Raw genomic sequence first — 16,762 nt, forward strand, 5'->3', positions numbered from 1 at the left:
TCCATTTGTGCGGTCTAAGGCGGTAAAAGGTTTCGGTAAGTTAGTAAACACAGTACAGTGCGGTGTAATAAAATTACAACTGTAGCCTGGCATAAGAACCAGGAAATACAACTGAGGAGAATGACATGGCGGTAACGCAAACGGCCCAGGCATGCGATCTGGTCATTTTCGGCGCGAAAGGTGACCTGGCGCGTCGTAAATTGTTGCCTTCCCTGTATCAGCTTGAAAAAGCCGGTCAGATCAATCCGGACACCCGTATTATCGGGGTAGGACGTGCGGATTGGGACAAAGAGGCGTACACCAAAGTGGTGCGCGAGGCGCTCGAAACCTTCATGAAGGAGAAAATCGATGAAGGTTTGTGGGAAACACTGAGCGGCCGCCTGGATTTCTGTAATCTGGATGTCAACGACACCAGCGCATTCAGCCGCCTTGGCGAAATGCTGGATCAGAAAAACCGTGTCACCATCAACTACTTCGCGATGCCGCCAAATACGTTCGGCGCGATTTGCAAAGGTTTGGGTGAGGCGAAACTGAACGCCAAGCCTGCGCGCGTGGTGATGGAAAAACCGCTGGGCACCTCGCTTGCGACCTCGCGTGAAATCAACGACCAGGTGGGCGAATACTTCGAAGAGTGCCAGGTATACCGTATTGACCACTATCTGGGTAAAGAAACGGTCCTGAACCTACTGGCGCTGCGCTTTGCCAACTCCCTGTTCGTTAATAACTGGGATAACCGCACTATCGATCACGTCGAAATCACCGTGGCAGAAGAAGTTGGTATCGAAGGCCGTTGGGGCTACTTCGACCAGGCTGGTCAGATGCGCGATATGATTCAGAACCACTTGCTGCAAATTCTGTGCATGATTGCTATGTCGCCGCCGTCCGATCTGACCGCCGACAGCATTCGCGATGCCAAAGTGAAAGTACTGAAATCCCTGCGTCGTATCGACCGTTCTAACGTGCGCGAAAAAACCGTACGCGGTCAGTACACCTCAGGTTTTGCTCAGGGCAAAAAAGTGCCGGGCTACCTGGAAGAAGAGGGCGCCAACAAACAGAGCAATACGGAAACTTTCGTCGCTATTCGCGTTGATATCGACAACTGGCGCTGGGCGGGCGTGCCGTTCTACCTGCGTACCGGTAAACGACTGCCGACCAAATGCTCTGAAGTGGTGGTGTACTTCAAAAACCCGGAACTCAATCTGTTTAAAGAGTCCTGGCAGGAGCTGCCGCAGAATAAACTGACGATTCGCTTGCAGCCAGATGAAGGTGTGGATATCCAGGTGCTGAACAAAGTGCCGGGTCTGGACCACAAACATAACCTGCAAATCACCAAGCTGGATCTGAGCTACTCCGAAACCTTCAATCAAACGCACCTGGCGGATGCTTACGAGCGCCTGCTGCTGGAAACCATGCGCGGAATTCAGGCGCTGTTCGTGCGTCGCGATGAAGTGGAAGAAGCGTGGAAGTGGGTCGACTCCATCACTGAAGCGTGGGCCGCCGATCAGGACCCGCCGAAACCATATCAGGCAGGCACCTGGGGGCCGGTAGCTTCCGTTGCCATGATCACCCGCGATGGCCGTTCCTGGAACGAGTTTGAGTAAGGAATGCCGGTAATCCCATTGGGGTATTTTACCGGTAACATGATCTAACACAGCATGTAGTGCTATTTTTACGCATTTAAGCCCCGGGTGGATTCACCCCAGGGGCTTTTTTTATTACACTATCTTCAGATGTTTGCCCCTAAGCTACAGAATACGGGGGTTTTGTGGCAGAAAATGCTAATCAAAACCTTATGTCACTGGAGCCTGGACAGAAAATTTTTGAGGAGCTTTTATGAATCCTGTATTGTTACGCGTAACAAATCGCATTATCGACCGCTCGCGCGATACCCGTTCTGCCTACCTTGAACGCATCAAGCGTGCGAAGACAGAAACCGTTCACCGCTCCCAGCTGGCCTGCGGTAATCTGGCGCACGGTTTTGCGGCTTGCGGCGCAGAGGATAAAGCCTCGCTGAAAAGCATGCTGCGTAACAATATTGCGATCATCACCTCCTATAACGACATGCTCTCCGCGCATCAGCCGTATGAGCACTATCCGGATATCATTCGTAAAGCCCTGCACAGCGTCAATGCTGTGGGTCAGGTTGCGGGTGGCGTACCGGCGATGTGCGATGGCGTAACCCAGGGTCAGGATGGGATGGAACTCTCCCTGCTGAGCCGTGAAGTGATCGCCATGTCTGCGGCTGTGGGCCTGTCTCACAATATGTTTGACGGCGCGCTGTACCTCGGCGTGTGCGACAAAATCGTCCCCGGGCTGGCTATGGCGGCGCTCTCTTTCGGCCACCTGCCGTCCGTCTTCATTCCGTCAGGCCCAATGGCCAGCGGCCTGCCGAATAAAGAAAAAGTACGTATTCGTCAGCTGTATGCGGAAGGTAAGGTAGACCGTAACGCGCTGCTTGATTCTGAAGCGGCTTCTTACCATGCACCAGGCACCTGTACGTTTTACGGCACCGCGAACACTAACCAGATGGTTATTGAATTCATGGGGATGCAACTGCCGGGCTCTTCATTTGTTCACCCGGACGCGCCGCTGCGTGAAGAACTGACTGCGGCTGCCGCACGTCAGGTGACCCGCATGACCGGTAACGGCAACGAATGGATGCCGCTCGGTCAGATGATCGACGAAAAAGTGGTGGTCAACGGTATCGTTGCGCTGCTGGCAACCGGGGGTTCCACTAACCACACTATGCACCTGGTCGCCATGGCGCGTGCTGCGGGCATCATCATCAACTGGGATGACTTCTCTGAAATCTCCGACGTTGTGCCGCTGATGGCGCGTCTGTACCCGAACGGCCCGGCGGATATTAACCACTTCCAGGCGGCGGGCGGCGTACCGGTGCTGGTGCGTGAACTGCTGAAAGGCGGCTTGCTGCACGAAGACGTAAATACCGTGGCGGGCTTCGGTCTGTCTCACTACACCATGGAGCCGTGGCTGAATAACGGCAAGCTGGACTGGCGTGAAGGCGCAACCGCGTCTCTGGATGAAAACATCATCGCCTCCTTCGACAAACCGTTCTCCAAACATGGCGGCACCAAAGTACTGAGCGGAAACCTTGGCCGCGCAGTGATGAAAACCTCTGCCGTGCCGGTAGAAAACCAGGTTATTGAAGCGCCAGCCGTGGTCTTTGAGAGCCAGCATGACGTTCTGCCCGCCTTTGAAGCGGGCCTGCTGGACAAAGATTGCGTAGTTGTGGTGCGCCATCAGGGGCCAAAAGCGAACGGAATGCCAGAATTACATAAACTCATGCCGCCACTTGGTGTATTATTGGACCGCTGTTTCAAAATTGCGTTAGTAACTGATGGACGACTCTCTGGTGCATCAGGTAAAGTGCCGTCAGCAATTCATGTTACCCCGGAAGCATACGATGGTGGCTTGCTGGCAAAAGTACGTGACGGCGATATGATCCGTGTCAACGGGCAGACCGGCGAATTAACGCTGCTGGTCGATGAAGCCGAGCTGGCCGCACGTCAACCGCACATTCCTGACATGAGCGCCTCCCGTGTCGGTACTGGCCGCGAAATGTTCAGCGCGCTACGCGAGAAACTCTCCGGCGCAGAGCAGGGCGCAACCTGCATTACCTTTTAAGATGATACGTTTTTAGATCTGGCGAGAGAATAATCTGATGAAAAACTGGAAAACCACTGCAGAAGCAATCCTGACTACGGGTCCTGTTGTACCGGTAATCGTAGTGAACAAGCTGGAACACGCTGTGCCGATGGCAAAAGCGCTGGTTGCAGGCGGTGTACGCGTGCTGGAAGTCACCCTGCGTACCGCGTGCGCAATGGATGCTATCCGCGCTATCGCTAAAGAAGTGCCGGACGCTATCGTAGGTGCGGGTACTGTCACTAACCCGCAGCAGCTGAAAGAAGTCACCGAAGCAGGTGCGCAGTTCGCCATCAGCCCGGGCCTGACTGACTCTCTGCTGAAAGCAGCAACCGAAGGTACTATTCCGCTGATCCCGGGTATTAGCTCTGTTTCTGAACTGATGCTGGGTATGGATCACGGTCTGAAAGAGTTCAAATTCTTCCCGGCTGAAGCAAACGGCGGCGTGAAAGCGCTGCAGGCGATTGCAGGTCCGTTCTCTCAGGTTCGTTTCTGCCCGACTGGCGGTATCTCTCTGAAAAACTGCCGCGACTACCTGGCGCTGAAAAGCGTTCTGTGCGTTGGTGGTTCCTGGCTGGTTCCGGCGGATGCGCTGGAAGCAGGCGATTACGATCGCATCACCAAACTGGCTCGCGAAGCCGTAGAGACTGCAACGCTGTAAGTGCGTAACGATGCCGGGTGGCACTGCGTTTACCCGGCCGCAATAAACCTGAAGCGGGCCAACGGCCCGCTTTTTTTATCTCTCACGCATCATCATCGTGCACCTGATTATTCAGCCTCTATAAGAGATACGAGTTCCGAAAAGGAGTGCGCCAATGTGGAAGAGTAGGTGATCATCAGGTTGAGATAGTCGATGGCAAGGCCTGACTGATAACGCTGTTGCTTGCTGCAGTAAATAATTGAGCGCTGATTCAGGGCGTAAGCAATCCCATTCATAATCCCGGTATCAACGTTGGGTTCAAAGGTATCTGAATAGAATATGGCTTGCTTTGATTTTCTCAAGTTATCAATATCGTTTGCGATGTCATTTATATTATCGCCCAGGATGTATGTTTTCCCCGCATTGACAATGGCTTGCTGAATTTTTCCCAGTAATTCGCGAGAGGGTTCAGTATAGGAGAAATTGGGATCAAGATAATAATCGAACTCGATTGGTAAGGGGGAAACAGGTTTAGCCGGAGGAAGTCCTGTACCAAAATCAGTCAGTAAGTTCTGCTGCAGAATATGCAATGCGCGATTAATGATGTCTGTGGTTTGTGACCGATAGTTCTTAATACTGGGATCGGAATCAGAGATGGAAACAACGGTTGCTATGTAGTTCATCAACTTGCTGATTGGATAAAATTCGTCAGCATCTCCTGCCGCCCAGATAAGAAAATCTGTCGTTACCAGATGAACCGGCATACCGCGAGCCCATGCGTAGCCTGCTTCCCACGCACAGCCTGAGTCATAGGTTCCTCCATCGAAATAGCCTACGACACCCACGCTATTATCCATGTTGGCAACATCATTGATGAAGATCTCCTCCTCACTTGTTGCGCCAGCATCATCTCGATAGGGTAAAAAGGTGTGAACGAGCGATGGAAATAAACCATCATCAACCCATTGATCTAATATATCATTTAAATTTAGTGCGTCTAACCGCCATGGCGCACAATACACTCTGCATTGATTGTATAACTGATTTGCCATAATAAACTCCTTTTCGCTAATCCATGGTGTTGCGTTTTCGGTATCGGTTTATGCAAAATTACCCGTGGAGACACGGGTGCCTTTATGGTTGTATTTGAATATCATTACAAAGATGACCGCGAGGATGAGCGAATACCCGGCGAAGACTAACCAAATTGTTTTCCATTCGGGATTGCCTGCAACGGTTAAATAATCGACAACCTTGCCACTAACAAACCCACCCAGGATGCAACCGAAGCCATTGGCCATCATTAAAAATACGCCCTGCGCACTGTTGCGAATGGATGGGTCAACCTCTTGCTCAACAAACACAGAACCTGAAATATTGAAGAAATCAAATGCGCAACCGTAAACAATCATGGAGAGGATTAAAAATAAGGTACCAATGAAAGACGGGTCGCCATATGCAAAAAGGCCAAAACGTAACATCCAGGCAATCATGCTCATTAACATGACATTCTTAATACCAAAACGCTTCAGGAAAAACGGAATCGCCAGGATAAAACAAACCTCTGAGATCTGGGATACAGACAGCAGAATTGATGCATGTGTAACCACAAAACTATTAGCAAATTCAGGAATGCGCTCAAAGCTGTGCAGGTAGGTATTACCAAACATACCCGTGATTTGTAACTCGGCACCCAACAGCATCGAAAAAATAAAAAAGATGGCCATTTTGCTATTTTTGAATATAGCAAAAGCGCGTAGTCCCAATACGTCGATAATACCGCGCGCCTGATTCGACTTAGCGACCGGGATACGGGGTAACGTTAATGTAAACAGGCTTAATGCCAGAGAGGCTGCGGCACCGATGTAGAGCTGAACATGGCTAAGTTCGAACCCCGCCAGGCTTACCGCCCACATCGCAGCAATGAAACCGATGGTTCCCCATATGCGAATAGGCGGGAACGCCGCAACAATATCCAACCCTGCATTTTGTAGTCGATAGTAGGAGATAGTATTACTGAGACCAAGAGTTGGCATGTAAACTAAAGAATTCAACAGGATAACCGTGAACATCGCGGAGGAGGTAGTGACTGTCGCGGCAATAAATAGCATGATGGCGCCGATAAAGTGACAAGCGGCATAAACCCATTTTGCGCTAATCCATTTATCCGCAACTATCCCAAACAAGGTTGAGGTAATGACGGCGGCAATCCCCAGGGTGCTGTATACCGCACCGATATCTTCACCCTTGAAGTGCAATGTAATAAACATGTAGGAGCCAAAGGTGTTAAGCCAACTCCCCCATAGAAAAAACTGTAGAAAAGAAAGCGTTTTTAATTGAAGTTTCAGATTCATGTTATTTACCTACGTAATATAAATAATAGTAAACCCTTAATAAGAAATGAATGCATTGAGTTTATGTTGCGCCGATATATCGAAATGAATAAAGTTCATGTCGATTAGGTGTAATATCGGTACGCTATCTTTATAATCGAACAGTGGCGATAAAAACCAATACATTTTACTGTTGCGCTCAAGATCATTTCTATATTGATTCTGTTTATTTAGTGCGTAGATATGTGGCGTTATTTATAACGTTTTTTATATGCTTATGGTTTTAATATTTTGTGGGTGTATAACGAGCATCCGGTAATTTATCACTATTACCGGATGCTTTAACATTCTGTGAGCGGAGAATGAAAAACAGACTAAATCTTTCGCGTTAAGAACCCGCTTAACTATCCTTTTACGATCACGGCGGCAGCAGCAGCTTTTGCCCGCTCGATGGCGTCATCAACCGAATCCGCTGTTGCCAGCGCCACGCCCATTCGACGCGTACCGTCGATTTCCGGTTTTGCAAACAATCGAACCTGCAGACCCGCACCGACCGCGCCATTAACGTTATCAAAGGTGACGTTCTGGCTCTGTAAACGCGGCAGAATAACCGCTGAGGCGGACGGACCATACTGACGAATCGCGCCAACCGGCAGCCCCAGGAATGCGCGGACGTGCAGGGCGAACTCGGAGAGGTCTTGAGAAATCAGCGTCACCATCCCGGTGTCATGCGGGCGTGGGGAAACCTCGCTGAAGATAACCTCATCGCCACAGACAAACAGTTCCACACCAAACAAACCATGACCGCCCAGCGCCAGCACAACGTCGCGGGCGATAGCCTGCGCGCGTTCCAGGGCGAGCGGGCTCATCTGCTGGGGCTGCCACGATTCACGATAATCGCCATCTTCCTGGCGGTGACCGACCGGTGCACAGAAGTGAACGCCATCGACCGCGCTCACCGTCAGCAGGGTGATTTCAAAATCAAAATTCACCACGCCTTCGACGATGACGCGGCCCGCGCCCGCACGACCACCCTGCTGGGCATACTGCCAGGCGTCGGCGAGCTGCGCTTCGCTGCGGATAAAACTCTGGCCTTTGCCGGATGAGCTCATTACCGGTTTGATGATGCAGGGCAGGCCAATTTCCGTGACGGCATCACGGAATGCCGCTTCGCTGTCGGCGAAGCGATATGCCGACGTGGGGAGCTTGAGTTCTTCGGCGGCCAGGCGACGAATGCCTTCGCGGTTCATGGTCAGCTGCGTGGCGCGCGCGCAGGGCACCACGTTCTGGCCCTGACGTTCCAGTTCAACCAGCATGTCGGTGGCGATAGCTTCAATTTCCGGCACGATGAAATGCGGTTTTTCCGCCTCGACCAGCGCTTTCAGCGCCTGACCATCCAGCATGTTAATGACGTGCGAGCGGTGCGCGACGTGCATGGCAGGCGCATCGGCATAGCGATCGACTGCAATCACTTCAATTCCCAGTCGCTGACACTCAATGGCAACCTCTTTTCCGAGTTCGCCAGAACCTAAAAGCATTACGCGCGTCGCCGCAGGACGCAGGGCTGTGCCTAGTAAAGTCATTGCATCTTCCATCGTCTGTCAAAATTTCGCGCATTATAAACGAAAACGTTTGCGTCTGTCTTGCTGTCAGCGTTAACCCGGCGCTATCACCTTAAATTTGCGCATCTTTATGCGGCGCAGACATATCCTGACATCGGCTCGCCTACGCTGGATAACTGGCACAAATCTATCGGAGGTCATATGTCTGGCTGGCTTAATCAATTGCAATCGCTGCTGGGGCAAAAATCGGGTGAGGGGAAGAAAGATCTCAGCCAAATGCTGGTGCCTGGCGCACTGGGCGGGCTGGCGGGCTTGCTGGTCGCCAGTAAATCCTCGCGCAAAATGCTGGCGAAATACGGCACCGGGGCGCTGTTAGTCGGCGGCGGTGCGGTGGCGGGCAGCGTGTTGTGGAACAAATATAAAGATAAGTTAAAGGGCAATCCGCAAACAGAACAGAAATACGGTGAACCTGCCGCGCCGCTGGATGTGCGCACGCAGCGACTGATTCTGGCGCTGGTGTTCGCCGCGAAGAGCGACGGGCATATTGATGCCAAAGAGCAGGCGGCCATCGAACAGCAACTGCGCGAAGCCGGTGTTGAGGAGCAGGGGCGTGCGCTGATCGCCCAGGCTATTGAACAGCCGCTCGATCCCCAACGTCTGGCGCGTGATGTGCATAACGAAGAGGAAGCTTTAGAGCTTTACTTTGTGAGTTGTGCGGCGATAGATATCGATCACTTTATGGAGCGCAGCTATCTGAATGCGCTGGGCGACGCGCTGAAGCTGCCGCCGGAAGTGCGAGAAGGCATCGAGCAGGATTTGCAGCAACAAAAACAGCAACTTTAAACGTCTTGTCACAGGTTTCGCTTGCATCGTCGTTTAATTTGTCCACCCTTATAGGGTGTGACTAATACAGAAGAACAATGACATGCCGCCAAAAGCGAAACGAATTCCTCACGCCATGACGCTTCATGGCGATACGCGTATCGATAACTATTTCTGGCTGCGCGACGACAATCGCGCAGAGCCAGAGGTCCTCGATTATCTGCATCAGGAAAATGATTACGGAAAAAGTGTGATGGATTCTCAGCGCGAGCTTCAGGAGCGCGTGCTGAAGGAGATCATCGACCGTATTCCTCAGCGAGAAGAGTCCGCGCCCTATACCAAAAACGGTTATCGCTATCGCCAGGTGTATGAGCCGGGCTGCGAGTACGCGATTTATCAGCGCCAGTCGGTACAGAAGGGGGAGTGGGAACCCTGGGATCTGTTACTCGACGCCAATCAGCGCGCCGCGCACAGCGAGTTTTATACCCTCGGTGGGCTGACGGTTTCACCGGACAACGATCTGCTGGCGATCACCGAAGATTATCTTTCGCGTCGCCAGTACGGCCTGCGTTTTTGCAATTTGCGTACCGGGAACTGGTACCCTGAAGTGCTGGAGAATGTCTCTCCTGGCATCGTCTGGGTCAATGATTCTCAAACGCTCTATTATGTTCGCAAGCACCCCACGACGCTTCTGCCGTGGCAGGTGTGGCGACATCGCATCGGTACTCCTGCGGCGCAGGATACGCTGGTGTATGAAGAGAAAGATGACACGTTTTACGTCAGCCTGCATAAAACGTCCTCGAAACACTATGTGGTGATCGCGCTCTCCAGCGCCACGACCAGCGAAATGCGGCTGCTTGATGCCGAGTTGCCGGATGCCGGACCGATCGTGTTCCTGCCGCGTCGAAAAGATCATGAATACAGCATCGATCACTTTCAGCATCATTTTTATATTCGCTCCAACCGTGAAGGGAAAAACTTCGGTCTTTACCGCAGTAATGTACGCGATGAGAAACAGTGGCAAACGCTGATTCCGGCACGCGATGATGTGATGCTTGAGAGCTTTACGCTCTTTACCGACTGGCTGGTGCTGGAGGAGCGTCAGCACGGCCTGACCAGCCTGCGGCAGATTAATCGCCATACGCATGAAGAGAGCGGGATTGCCTTTGATGACCCCGCCTATGTTACCTGGGTGGCCTATAATCCTGAGCCGGAAACGTCGCGGCTGCGCTATGGCTATTCGTCCATGACCACGCCGGATACGTTGTTTGAGCTGGATATGGATACCGGCGAGCGTCAGGTGCTGAAGCAGCAGGAGGTTAAAGGTTTCGACGCCTCGCGTTACCAGAGCGAACACGTTTGGATCACCGCGCGCGATGGCGTGGAAGTCCCGGTTTCGCTGGTGTATCACCGCGAACATTTCCGCAAAGGAAAAAATCCGCTGCTGGTGTATGGCTACGGCTCTTACGGTGCCAGTATGGACGCCGATTTCAGCGGCAGCCGTCTGAGCCTGCTGGATCGCGGTTTTGTCTATGCTATCGCCCACGTTCGCGGCGGAGGCGAGTTAGGGCAGCAGTGGTATGAAGATGGCAAATTCCTCAAGAAGATGAATACCTTCAATGATTACCTTGATGTGACCGATGCGCTGCTGGCTCAGGGCTATGGTGATGCCAAACTGTGCTACGGCATGGGGGGCAGCGCGGGCGGGATGTTAATGGGAACCGCCATTAATTTGCGACCTGAACTGTTCCACGGCGTGGTGGCGCAGGTGCCATTTGTTGATGTCGTCACGACGATGCTGGATGAGTCTATTCCGCTGACCACCGGGGAGTTTGAGGAGTGGGGAAATCCGCAGGATGAAACTTATTACCACTACATGAAGTCCTACAGCCCCTACGATAATGTGCAGCCGATGGCGTATCCGCATCTGCTGGTCACCACCGGGTTGCATGATTCTCAGGTACAGTACTGGGAGCCCGCGAAATGGGTGGCGAAACTGCGCGAGCAGAAGGTGGATGATAACCTTCTGCTGCTGTGTACGGATATGGACTCCGGGCATGGTGGGAAGTCGGGGCGCTTCAAAAGTTATGAAGGCGTGGCGCTCGAATTCACGTTTCTGATTGCGCTGGCTCAGGGTACCTTACCCGGCAGAAGCGTCCGCTAAGTTATTCGCCCAGATAGTGCTTTAACGTGAGGCGCAATTCCGGGCTCATTCGATCCAGGTTGTTGAACAACCACCGTAAATAACCTGGGTCGTTCTCCGCCACTTCCGAAACCTCTTTGCCGCGATATTTACCAAAGGTAAAGGTGCGCAGCAGCGCCGGGCGTCCGGTGACATCGACCATTTGTTCGGGCGACCAGCCAGAAACATCGATGATATCAATCAGTAATGCGGCAGTGATATAGCAATCATACAGCGCGCGGTGATGATGTAACCCCGGCGGCGTGGCGATGCTCAGTTTGCGCGACTTATACAGCGCCATGTTGCTGTATTTGATGCCGGGCCATAACCGACGCGCCATCTTCATCGTGCAAATCCACTCACCGTTCATTTCTGGCAGAACGCGACGGTCGAAACTTGCGTTGTGCGCGACATACCACGGGCTTCCCTGGTAAAAAGGCAGAACCTCTTCAATCCACGGCTGATCGGCAACCATCTCTTCCGTAATGCGGTGAATTGCCATCGCCTGTGCGCTGATCGGGCGATCGGGGCGCACGAGGTGGCTCATTGGGTTGGTGATTTTCCCATCCACGACATCTACGGAAGCTATCTCAACGACGCCCCCCTGAAGGTCGCAGGTTTCGGTATCGATCACGCGTAACATGGCTTACTCCCGGCCAAAAGAAGCTAGCGTAATGGAATGATGTCGCCTTGCCAACCCTGAGCGCTTTTTCTGCCGGTGACCAGTAGTTCACCCTGGTCCGCCCGGACGATCAGTTGCCCGGTTTCATCCCATAGGGCGCTGCCGCCGGAAAAGTCATCGCAGCTGTAGTTAGACTTGAGCACCGCGATGGCGTGCTTACGTGCAAACCATTGTAACCGCTGAGTATTCAGGCTTTGCTGGGATTCTGCGGTGCTGGTAAGCGTGGCCAGCAGCGACGCCTGTGGCGATAGATCGCAGCCATCGTTATTCAAATTGAACACGCTGATATAGCGCGATTCCGGCGTCAGGCAGGTACCGTTGCCCTGCGCGCAGGTATACGGTTTCGCGGTGTCGGGGGAGAATATGGCCACGCCCTTACTGCGCTGACCGTTTTCCTCAACGGGTAAGCCAGCCACAATGGTTATCTGATGCTGGCGGGCCGCATCGGTGAGCGGTTGCAACTGGTCGTTACTGGGAGGTGAGGGGAGCCCGGACTCACCCGTCAGGCCAGTCAGAGAGAGTTCAGGGAAAATTAATACCTTACATTCCAGTTTCGCCGCGGCGCGGATAAAACGGAGATGGTGAACGATATTTTCGGCGAGGCTGCCGTTCTGCGGCGCGAATTGCGCCGCTGCAATAGACCATGCCAGCATAGTTGCTTCCTTCAACAAGAGGTCAGTGGGTCGTTACTTCAGATTTTCCTGAAGAAGTTTACACCGATTGCCGTAAGGAAGTGTAACAGTCCGTAAGGATTATTTTTGTTTCGGCTCGTAAGGCAAACGAGACAGGGAAACCGAGGCCAGACGATGGGCGATTAAACGCTCGCGGAACCAATCGCGAAGGTGTTCCGGCTGTTCGCGTTCCACCACTTCGGCAACCACTGGCATGTTATAGCGTTCTTTAAAGGCGACGCCCGCTGCGGCAAGATCGACGTTAACTTTATCCATCTCATCTTGCGGTAGTTTAGCCAGATTAGTATGCATCAGATTCTCTCCTTTTCAGGGCGCAACGTTACTAAGAGTCTCGTAGAATGGCAAGCTTAATGGCGCCACATCTCGACTCAGGAATTATACAAGGTTATTCTTTCAGCTACATCCATAACAAAAGGGAATGAACAATATGGGATCCCACGCCGTTCGCGTGCTCTGCGCTACGCTGTTTTTAACCTGCTCCCTCTCTGCCCCGGCTGTCTGGGCGCATGCCCACCTCAAACAACAGGTGCCTGCCGCAGAAAGTGAAGTGAGCCCCGCACCGCAATCTATTACGCTGCATTTCTCTGAAGGCGTCGAATCGCGCTTCAGCGGCGTCACGGTGACCGGGGCGGATGCTAAAAAAGTCGAAACGGGCAAAGCGGTACGCAGTGAAACTGATAAAACGGAACTGACGGTTCCGATCAATCAACCGCTGGCATCCGGGCTCTATACCGTTAACTGGCACGTGGTGTCAGTCGATGGGCATAAAACCCAGGGTCAGTACCAGTTTCGCGTGAAATAATATGCTGACGACGCTCTATGTTGGGCTGCGCTTCGTGCATTTTGCTGCGCTGATGGCGGTACTGGGATGCGCGCTTTATGGTGGCTGGTGGGCTCCACCACCGCTGCGCCGTCTTTTCAGCCAGCGCTTTGCACCGCTGATTCATCTCTCGCTGCTGGCCTGCGCCGCATCGGCACTGTTGATGCTAATGGTGCAGGGCGGGTTGATGGGGGATGGCTGGCGCGACGTCTGGCAGCCTGAAGTCTGGCTGGCGGTGGCGGCGACGCAATTTGGCGGCGTCTGGTTGTGGCAAATCATTCTGGCGGGCGTGGCACTAACCATCGGTTGGGTGAAACCGCGTCAGATGATGCGTTTACTGCTGCTCCTGACGGCGGCGCAGTTTATCCTGTTGGCAGGTACCGGGCATTCGGCAATGCGCGACGGGGCTATTGGCGCGCTACAGCGCGGGAATCATGGGCTGCATCTGCTGTTTGCAGCGGCCTGGCTTGGCGGCTTATTGCCGTTTCTTTATTGTCTGAGACTGGCAAAAGGGCGCTGGCGGCAGGCGGCAATCTATACCATGATGCGTTTTTCGCGGTACGGGCATCTTGCGGTGGCGGGTGTCGTGTTGACGGGGATCGTTAACGCATTATTGATTCAGAATGGCTGGCCGCTGGATACACCTTATAGCCGCATGCTGCTGGTAAAATGTGCGCTGGTCGCCATGATGGTGGTTATTGCGCTGGTGAACCGCTATGTTGTCGTGCCGCGAATGGTGATGGCTGAGCCCGCTACGCAACGCTTTTTTCTGCGCACAACGCAGGTAGAACTTGTTCTTGGGGCGCTGGTGCTGGCATGCGTCAGCCTGTTTGCCACCTGGGAACCTTTTTAAATAATGGCGAAGATATGAAAAAAATCGTTCTGACTCTTTTATTGTTAACGGCGGCGGGTTCCGCGCTGGCCGCTCCGCAAATTATCACCGTGAGCCGCTTTGAGGTGGGGAAAGATAAGTGGGCGTTTAATCGGGAAGAGGTGATGCTGACCTGTCGCCCGGGCAATGCGCTGTATGTGATTAACCCAAGCACGCTGGTTCAATATCCGCTTAACGGCATTGCCGAAGAGCAGGTTAAGGCCGGGAAGACCACCGCGCAGCCGCTGAGCATCATACAAATTGATGATCCTGCGCGTCCGGGAGAGAAAATGAGCCTGGCGCCGTTTATCGAGCGCGCTGAAAAGCTGTGCTGATTGTCAAAAATATCTAATTGATTCCAAATAAAAAACCGCCGCCATTCCGGGAATGTGCGAGCGGTTTTTTTATGATCTGCCGTTTTTTGACGCCGAAATTTTCTGACCGCTTTCGTCGCGGACTGGAAAACCTGGCACGGTCATCTATTCTTATAGTGCAAGGCGACTTAGCCTGCATTAATGCCAACTTTTAGCGCACGGCTCTCTCCCAAGAGCCATTTCCCTGGACCGAATACAGGAATCGTATTCGGTCTCTTTTTATCAGTCTGTTGCGCCATCTGTGGCTCTTAGCATCCTGAGCAAAGAGCCATACCCGCCGGTACGTCCTTTTTCTTTATATCATAGCGATTTCGTCATTAACAATTACTTTACATTTATTTTTTCTACCAGTCTGTTTCGCCCGTCGCAGGTGAATCGCCATGATTGCTCGGTGTTTCTGTATGTTCAGGCGCATTTATCAATGTATCGCGAAATAATTAGCCTTATGATCTGTTTTACGCTCTCCGTATCATCGCATTTATAAAATCGTCAGAGTTAAGAATGCTCTGACAAATAGAATAAATAAGGAGTGCGGTAAATATTTATTTCTGTGATAAGTCCTCACCTAATGAATAATTCGGAAATGCCTGATTAATCATCTGCTATGGCGAACAAATCACCGTATGCCGCGCCCGGCGGGGCGCTCAGGCTTTATGTAATCGTGTGGTGGGTGCAAATCGCGCTATCCTTTTTGCTAAAAAGAGTGCATTCTAACGGGGAGTTAAGCTACAGCCTTCCGGTAAGTTTTTTTCTTTTTTCAGGTCTCTTTTGTAAAGTCTTGTCCTGAAAGTGAATTAGCCGAACGTATTACTGTCAAACTCTTATACGTACCGCATAAAGAGTGATGAAAAGGATTCATTTTTTCCTTACGCGCTACTTTTTTTCATGCCTCAGGAAAAAATGATGTCTAAAGAATTTGATACCCGGTTATTGCATCCGCGTAACTGGTTAACGTGGTTCGGCTTAGGTGTGCTTTGGCTCATCGTCCAGCTTCCTTATCCTGTCTTACATGCCCTCGGTTCAACGGTGGGTAAAATGTCTCGTCGTTTTCTCAAGCGCCGCGAGCGCATTGCGGCGCGTAATATTGAACTCTGCTTCCCTCAGATGGACGCGGCTTCACGTGAAGCGATGCTTGAGCAAAACTTTATGTCGCTCGGGATGGGCCTGATTGAAACCGGTATGGCCTGGTTCTGGAGCGATGCCCGCGTCAAAAAATGGTTTGATGTCGAAGGTTACGACAACCTGACTAAAGCATTACAGCAGCATCGTGGCGTGATGGTGGTTGGCGTGCACTTTATGTCACTGGAGCTCGGGGGCAGGGTCATGGGGTTATGTCGCCCGATGATGGCAACCTACCGTCGTCATAATGATCCGCTGATGGAGTGGGTGCAGACCAAAGGTCGCCTGCGTTCCAATAAAGCGATGATCGATCGCCGCAATTTGCGTGGCCTGGTGCAGGCGCTGAAAGCCGGTGAAGCCGTGTGGTTTGCGCCAGATCAGGATTACGGCCCGAAGGGTAGCGTTTTCGCACCGTTCTTCTCGGTGAACGAAGCGGCAACCACCAACGGGACATGGGTGCTTTCACGTTTGTCAGGCGCGGCAATGCTCAGCATCACCATGGTGCGTAAGGCGAATAAGAAAGGTTACGTGCTGCACATCAGTGACGTGATGTCTGATTACCCGGTGAATGACGAAATCGATGCGGCCAGCTATATGAATAAAATCATCGAGAAAGAGATTTTACGCGCGCCGGAACAGTATCTGTGGGTGCACCGTCGCTTTAAAACGCGTCCTCGCGGTGAAGCGTCGCTCTATCATGCGGCTTCTCCGCACTGATCGGTACCCTCAAAAATCGCTGTATTCGTGGGCGGGATACCAGAACCCGTCCACAAAATCCTCTATCGGAAAACATCCTCCACGACGCAATCGCTGATCTTCCATCGCAGCAACACATTGCTTCTCCGAGTTATACACGTCCACGACAATATCATCACAGCCACCGTCAAGGTAGCAGATGAACAAAACCAGTGCGAACATCCTGCCCTCAGTCTGATAAAAGGTTATGACACAACGGATCCGTTAAGGATTAAGTGTAGGGGATGAAGGGCAGCGGCGGGAAAG

16 protein-coding genes are annotated in these 16,762 nt (G+C 52.3%); 9 read left to right on the forward strand and 7 right to left on the reverse strand.

Annotation, left to right across the window (positions count from 1 at the left end; translation table 11 throughout):
* Positions 1 to 125 precede the first annotated feature (125 nt).
* The 3 genes from zwf to ACWWFX_RS07180 all read left to right on the forward strand — a co-directional run bounded on the left by zwf (position 126) and on the right by ACWWFX_RS07180 (position 4,324).
* Positions 126 to 1,601, forward strand: a complete 1,476-nt coding sequence (gene zwf / locus ACWWFX_RS07170; protein WP_276219901.1) for a glucose-6-phosphate dehydrogenase — start codon at positions 126 to 128, stop codon at positions 1,599 to 1,601.
* A gap of 232 nt (positions 1,602 to 1,833) precedes the next feature.
* Positions 1,834 to 3,645, forward strand: a complete 1,812-nt coding sequence (gene edd / locus ACWWFX_RS07175) for a phosphogluconate dehydratase (protein ID WP_456145810.1) — start codon at positions 1,834 to 1,836, stop codon at positions 3,643 to 3,645.
* Between the two features lie 37 nt (positions 3,646 to 3,682).
* Entirely contained in the window at positions 3,683 to 4,324 is a 642-nt protein-coding gene (locus ACWWFX_RS07180) for a bifunctional 4-hydroxy-2-oxoglutarate aldolase/2-dehydro-3-deoxy-phosphogluconate aldolase (protein WP_015964039.1), read from the forward strand.
* A 107-nt stretch (positions 4,325 to 4,431) separates the two neighbouring features.
* Here ACWWFX_RS07180 and ACWWFX_RS07185 read toward each other — a convergent pair whose 3' ends face one another.
* From ACWWFX_RS07185 to purT, 3 genes are all read right to left on the reverse strand, one after another.
* Positions 4,432 to 5,355 (reverse strand): nucleoside 2-deoxyribosyltransferase, encoded by a 924-nt coding sequence (locus tag ACWWFX_RS07185; protein ID WP_276219903.1) that lies wholly within the window; start codon positions 5,353 to 5,355, stop codon positions 4,432 to 4,434.
* Between the two features lie 48 nt (positions 5,356 to 5,403).
* The gene (locus ACWWFX_RS07190; RefSeq protein ID WP_473223494.1) at positions 5,404 to 6,657 is read right to left on the reverse strand and encodes a nucleoside permease; all 1,254 of its coding nucleotides are present in this window, start codon (positions 6,655 to 6,657) and stop codon (positions 5,404 to 5,406) included.
* A gap of 383 nt (positions 6,658 to 7,040) precedes the next feature.
* Positions 7,041 to 8,219: a formate-dependent phosphoribosylglycinamide formyltransferase gene (gene purT / locus ACWWFX_RS07195; RefSeq protein ID WP_473223495.1), complete on the reverse strand. Its 1,179-nt coding sequence runs from the start codon at positions 8,217 to 8,219 to the stop codon at positions 7,041 to 7,043.
* A gap of 180 nt (positions 8,220 to 8,399) precedes the next feature.
* Between purT and ACWWFX_RS07200 the strand changes: the two genes are divergently transcribed.
* Both ACWWFX_RS07200 and ptrB read left to right on the forward strand, forming a co-directional pair.
* Positions 8,400 to 9,041: a tellurite resistance TerB family protein gene (locus ACWWFX_RS07200; RefSeq protein WP_276219906.1), complete on the forward strand. Its 642-nt coding sequence runs from the start codon at positions 8,400 to 8,402 to the stop codon at positions 9,039 to 9,041.
* An 82-nt stretch (positions 9,042 to 9,123) separates the two neighbouring features.
* Positions 9,124 to 11,184, forward strand: a complete 2,061-nt coding sequence (ptrB, locus tag ACWWFX_RS07205) for an oligopeptidase B (RefSeq protein WP_473223496.1) — start codon at positions 9,124 to 9,126, stop codon at positions 11,182 to 11,184.
* Between the two features lies 1 nt (position 11,185).
* Here ptrB and exoX read toward each other — a convergent pair whose 3' ends face one another.
* From exoX to ACWWFX_RS07220, 3 genes are all read right to left on the reverse strand, one after another.
* On the reverse strand, positions 11,186 to 11,845 hold the full coding sequence (exoX, locus tag ACWWFX_RS07210) for an exodeoxyribonuclease X (RefSeq protein ID WP_456145805.1): 660 nt from the start codon (positions 11,843 to 11,845) through the stop codon (positions 11,186 to 11,188).
* Between the two features lie 23 nt (positions 11,846 to 11,868).
* Complete coding sequence (locus tag ACWWFX_RS07215) at positions 11,869 to 12,537, reverse strand: nitrilase-related carbon-nitrogen hydrolase (protein WP_456145804.1); 669 nt, start codon at positions 12,535 to 12,537, stop codon at positions 11,869 to 11,871.
* Between the two features lie 99 nt (positions 12,538 to 12,636).
* Positions 12,637 to 12,867, reverse strand: a complete 231-nt coding sequence (locus tag ACWWFX_RS07220) for a DNA polymerase III subunit theta (protein ID WP_015964045.1) — start codon at positions 12,865 to 12,867, stop codon at positions 12,637 to 12,639.
* A gap of 136 nt (positions 12,868 to 13,003) precedes the next feature.
* Here ACWWFX_RS07220 and yobA point away from each other — a divergent pair, with 136 nt between their 5' ends.
* The 4 genes from yobA (at position 13,004) to lpxP (ending at position 16,477) form a co-directional block, all read left to right on the forward strand.
* A complete protein-coding gene (gene yobA / locus ACWWFX_RS07225; protein WP_473223497.1) occupies positions 13,004 to 13,378 on the forward strand; it encodes a CopC domain-containing protein YobA in 375 nt (124 codons plus the stop codon).
* A gap of 1 nt (position 13,379) precedes the next feature.
* Positions 13,380 to 14,249 (forward strand): copper homeostasis membrane protein CopD, encoded by an 870-nt coding sequence (gene copD, locus ACWWFX_RS07230; RefSeq protein WP_473223498.1) that lies wholly within the window; start codon positions 13,380 to 13,382, stop codon positions 14,247 to 14,249.
* A 14-nt stretch (positions 14,250 to 14,263) separates the two neighbouring features.
* On the forward strand, positions 14,264 to 14,602 hold the full coding sequence (locus ACWWFX_RS07235) for a YebY family protein (protein ID WP_456145803.1): 339 nt from the start codon (positions 14,264 to 14,266) through the stop codon (positions 14,600 to 14,602).
* A gap of 942 nt (positions 14,603 to 15,544) precedes the next feature.
* Positions 15,545 to 16,477, forward strand: coding sequence for a kdo(2)-lipid IV(A) palmitoleoyltransferase (gene lpxP, locus ACWWFX_RS07240; RefSeq protein ID WP_231827022.1), 933 nt, complete (start codon positions 15,545 to 15,547; stop codon positions 16,475 to 16,477).
* Positions 16,478 to 16,486: 9 nt separating this feature from the next.
* On the opposite strand, the gene ACWWFX_RS07245 is transcribed toward lpxP, so the two are convergent.
* Positions 16,487 to 16,678 carry a YdfD/YebW family protein gene (locus tag ACWWFX_RS07245; protein ID WP_231827023.1) on the reverse strand — a complete coding sequence of 64 codons (192 nt, stop codon included), beginning with the start codon at positions 16,676 to 16,678 and terminating at the stop codon, positions 16,487 to 16,489.
* Positions 16,679 to 16,762: the final 84 nt, after the last annotated feature.

The sequence above is a fragment of the Pseudocitrobacter sp. 2023LY-00077 genome, from assembly GCF_055796175.1.

Bases quoted from the DNA above. Each gene is read 5' to 3' on its own strand.
- zwf (WP_276219901.1), top strand. From the start codon at position 126: ATGGCGGTAACGCAAACGGCCCAGGCATGCGATCTGGTCATTTTCGGC.
- edd (WP_456145810.1), top strand. From the start codon at position 1,834: ATGAATCCTGTATTGTTACGCGTAACAAATCGCATTATCGACCGCTCG.
- ACWWFX_RS07180 (WP_015964039.1), top strand. From the start codon at position 3,683: ATGAAAAACTGGAAAACCACTGCAGAAGCAATCCTGACTACGGGTCCT.
- ACWWFX_RS07185 (WP_276219903.1), bottom strand. From the start codon at position 5,355: ATGGCAAATCAGTTATACAATCAATGCAGAGTGTATTGTGCGCCATGG.
- ACWWFX_RS07190 (WP_473223494.1), bottom strand. From the start codon at position 6,657: ATGAATCTGAAACTTCAATTAAAAACGCTTTCTTTTCTACAGTTTTTT.
- purT (WP_473223495.1), bottom strand. From the start codon at position 8,219: ATGACTTTACTAGGCACAGCCCTGCGTCCTGCGGCGACGCGCGTAATG.
- ACWWFX_RS07200 (WP_276219906.1), top strand. From the start codon at position 8,400: ATGTCTGGCTGGCTTAATCAATTGCAATCGCTGCTGGGGCAAAAATCG.
- ptrB (WP_473223496.1), top strand. From the start codon at position 9,124: ATGCCGCCAAAAGCGAAACGAATTCCTCACGCCATGACGCTTCATGGC.
- exoX (WP_456145805.1), bottom strand. From the start codon at position 11,845: ATGTTACGCGTGATCGATACCGAAACCTGCGACCTTCAGGGGGGCGTC.
- ACWWFX_RS07215 (WP_456145804.1), bottom strand. From the start codon at position 12,537: ATGCTGGCATGGTCTATTGCAGCGGCGCAATTCGCGCCGCAGAACGGC.
- ACWWFX_RS07220 (WP_015964045.1), bottom strand. From the start codon at position 12,867: ATGCATACTAATCTGGCTAAACTACCGCAAGATGAGATGGATAAAGTT.
- yobA (WP_473223497.1), top strand. From the start codon at position 13,004: ATGGGATCCCACGCCGTTCGCGTGCTCTGCGCTACGCTGTTTTTAACC.
- copD (WP_473223498.1), top strand. From the start codon at position 13,380: ATGCTGACGACGCTCTATGTTGGGCTGCGCTTCGTGCATTTTGCTGCG.
- ACWWFX_RS07235 (WP_456145803.1), top strand. From the start codon at position 14,264: ATGAAAAAAATCGTTCTGACTCTTTTATTGTTAACGGCGGCGGGTTCC.
- lpxP (WP_231827022.1), top strand. From the start codon at position 15,545: ATGTCTAAAGAATTTGATACCCGGTTATTGCATCCGCGTAACTGGTTA.
- ACWWFX_RS07245 (WP_231827023.1), bottom strand. From the start codon at position 16,678: ATGTTCGCACTGGTTTTGTTCATCTGCTACCTTGACGGTGGCTGTGAT.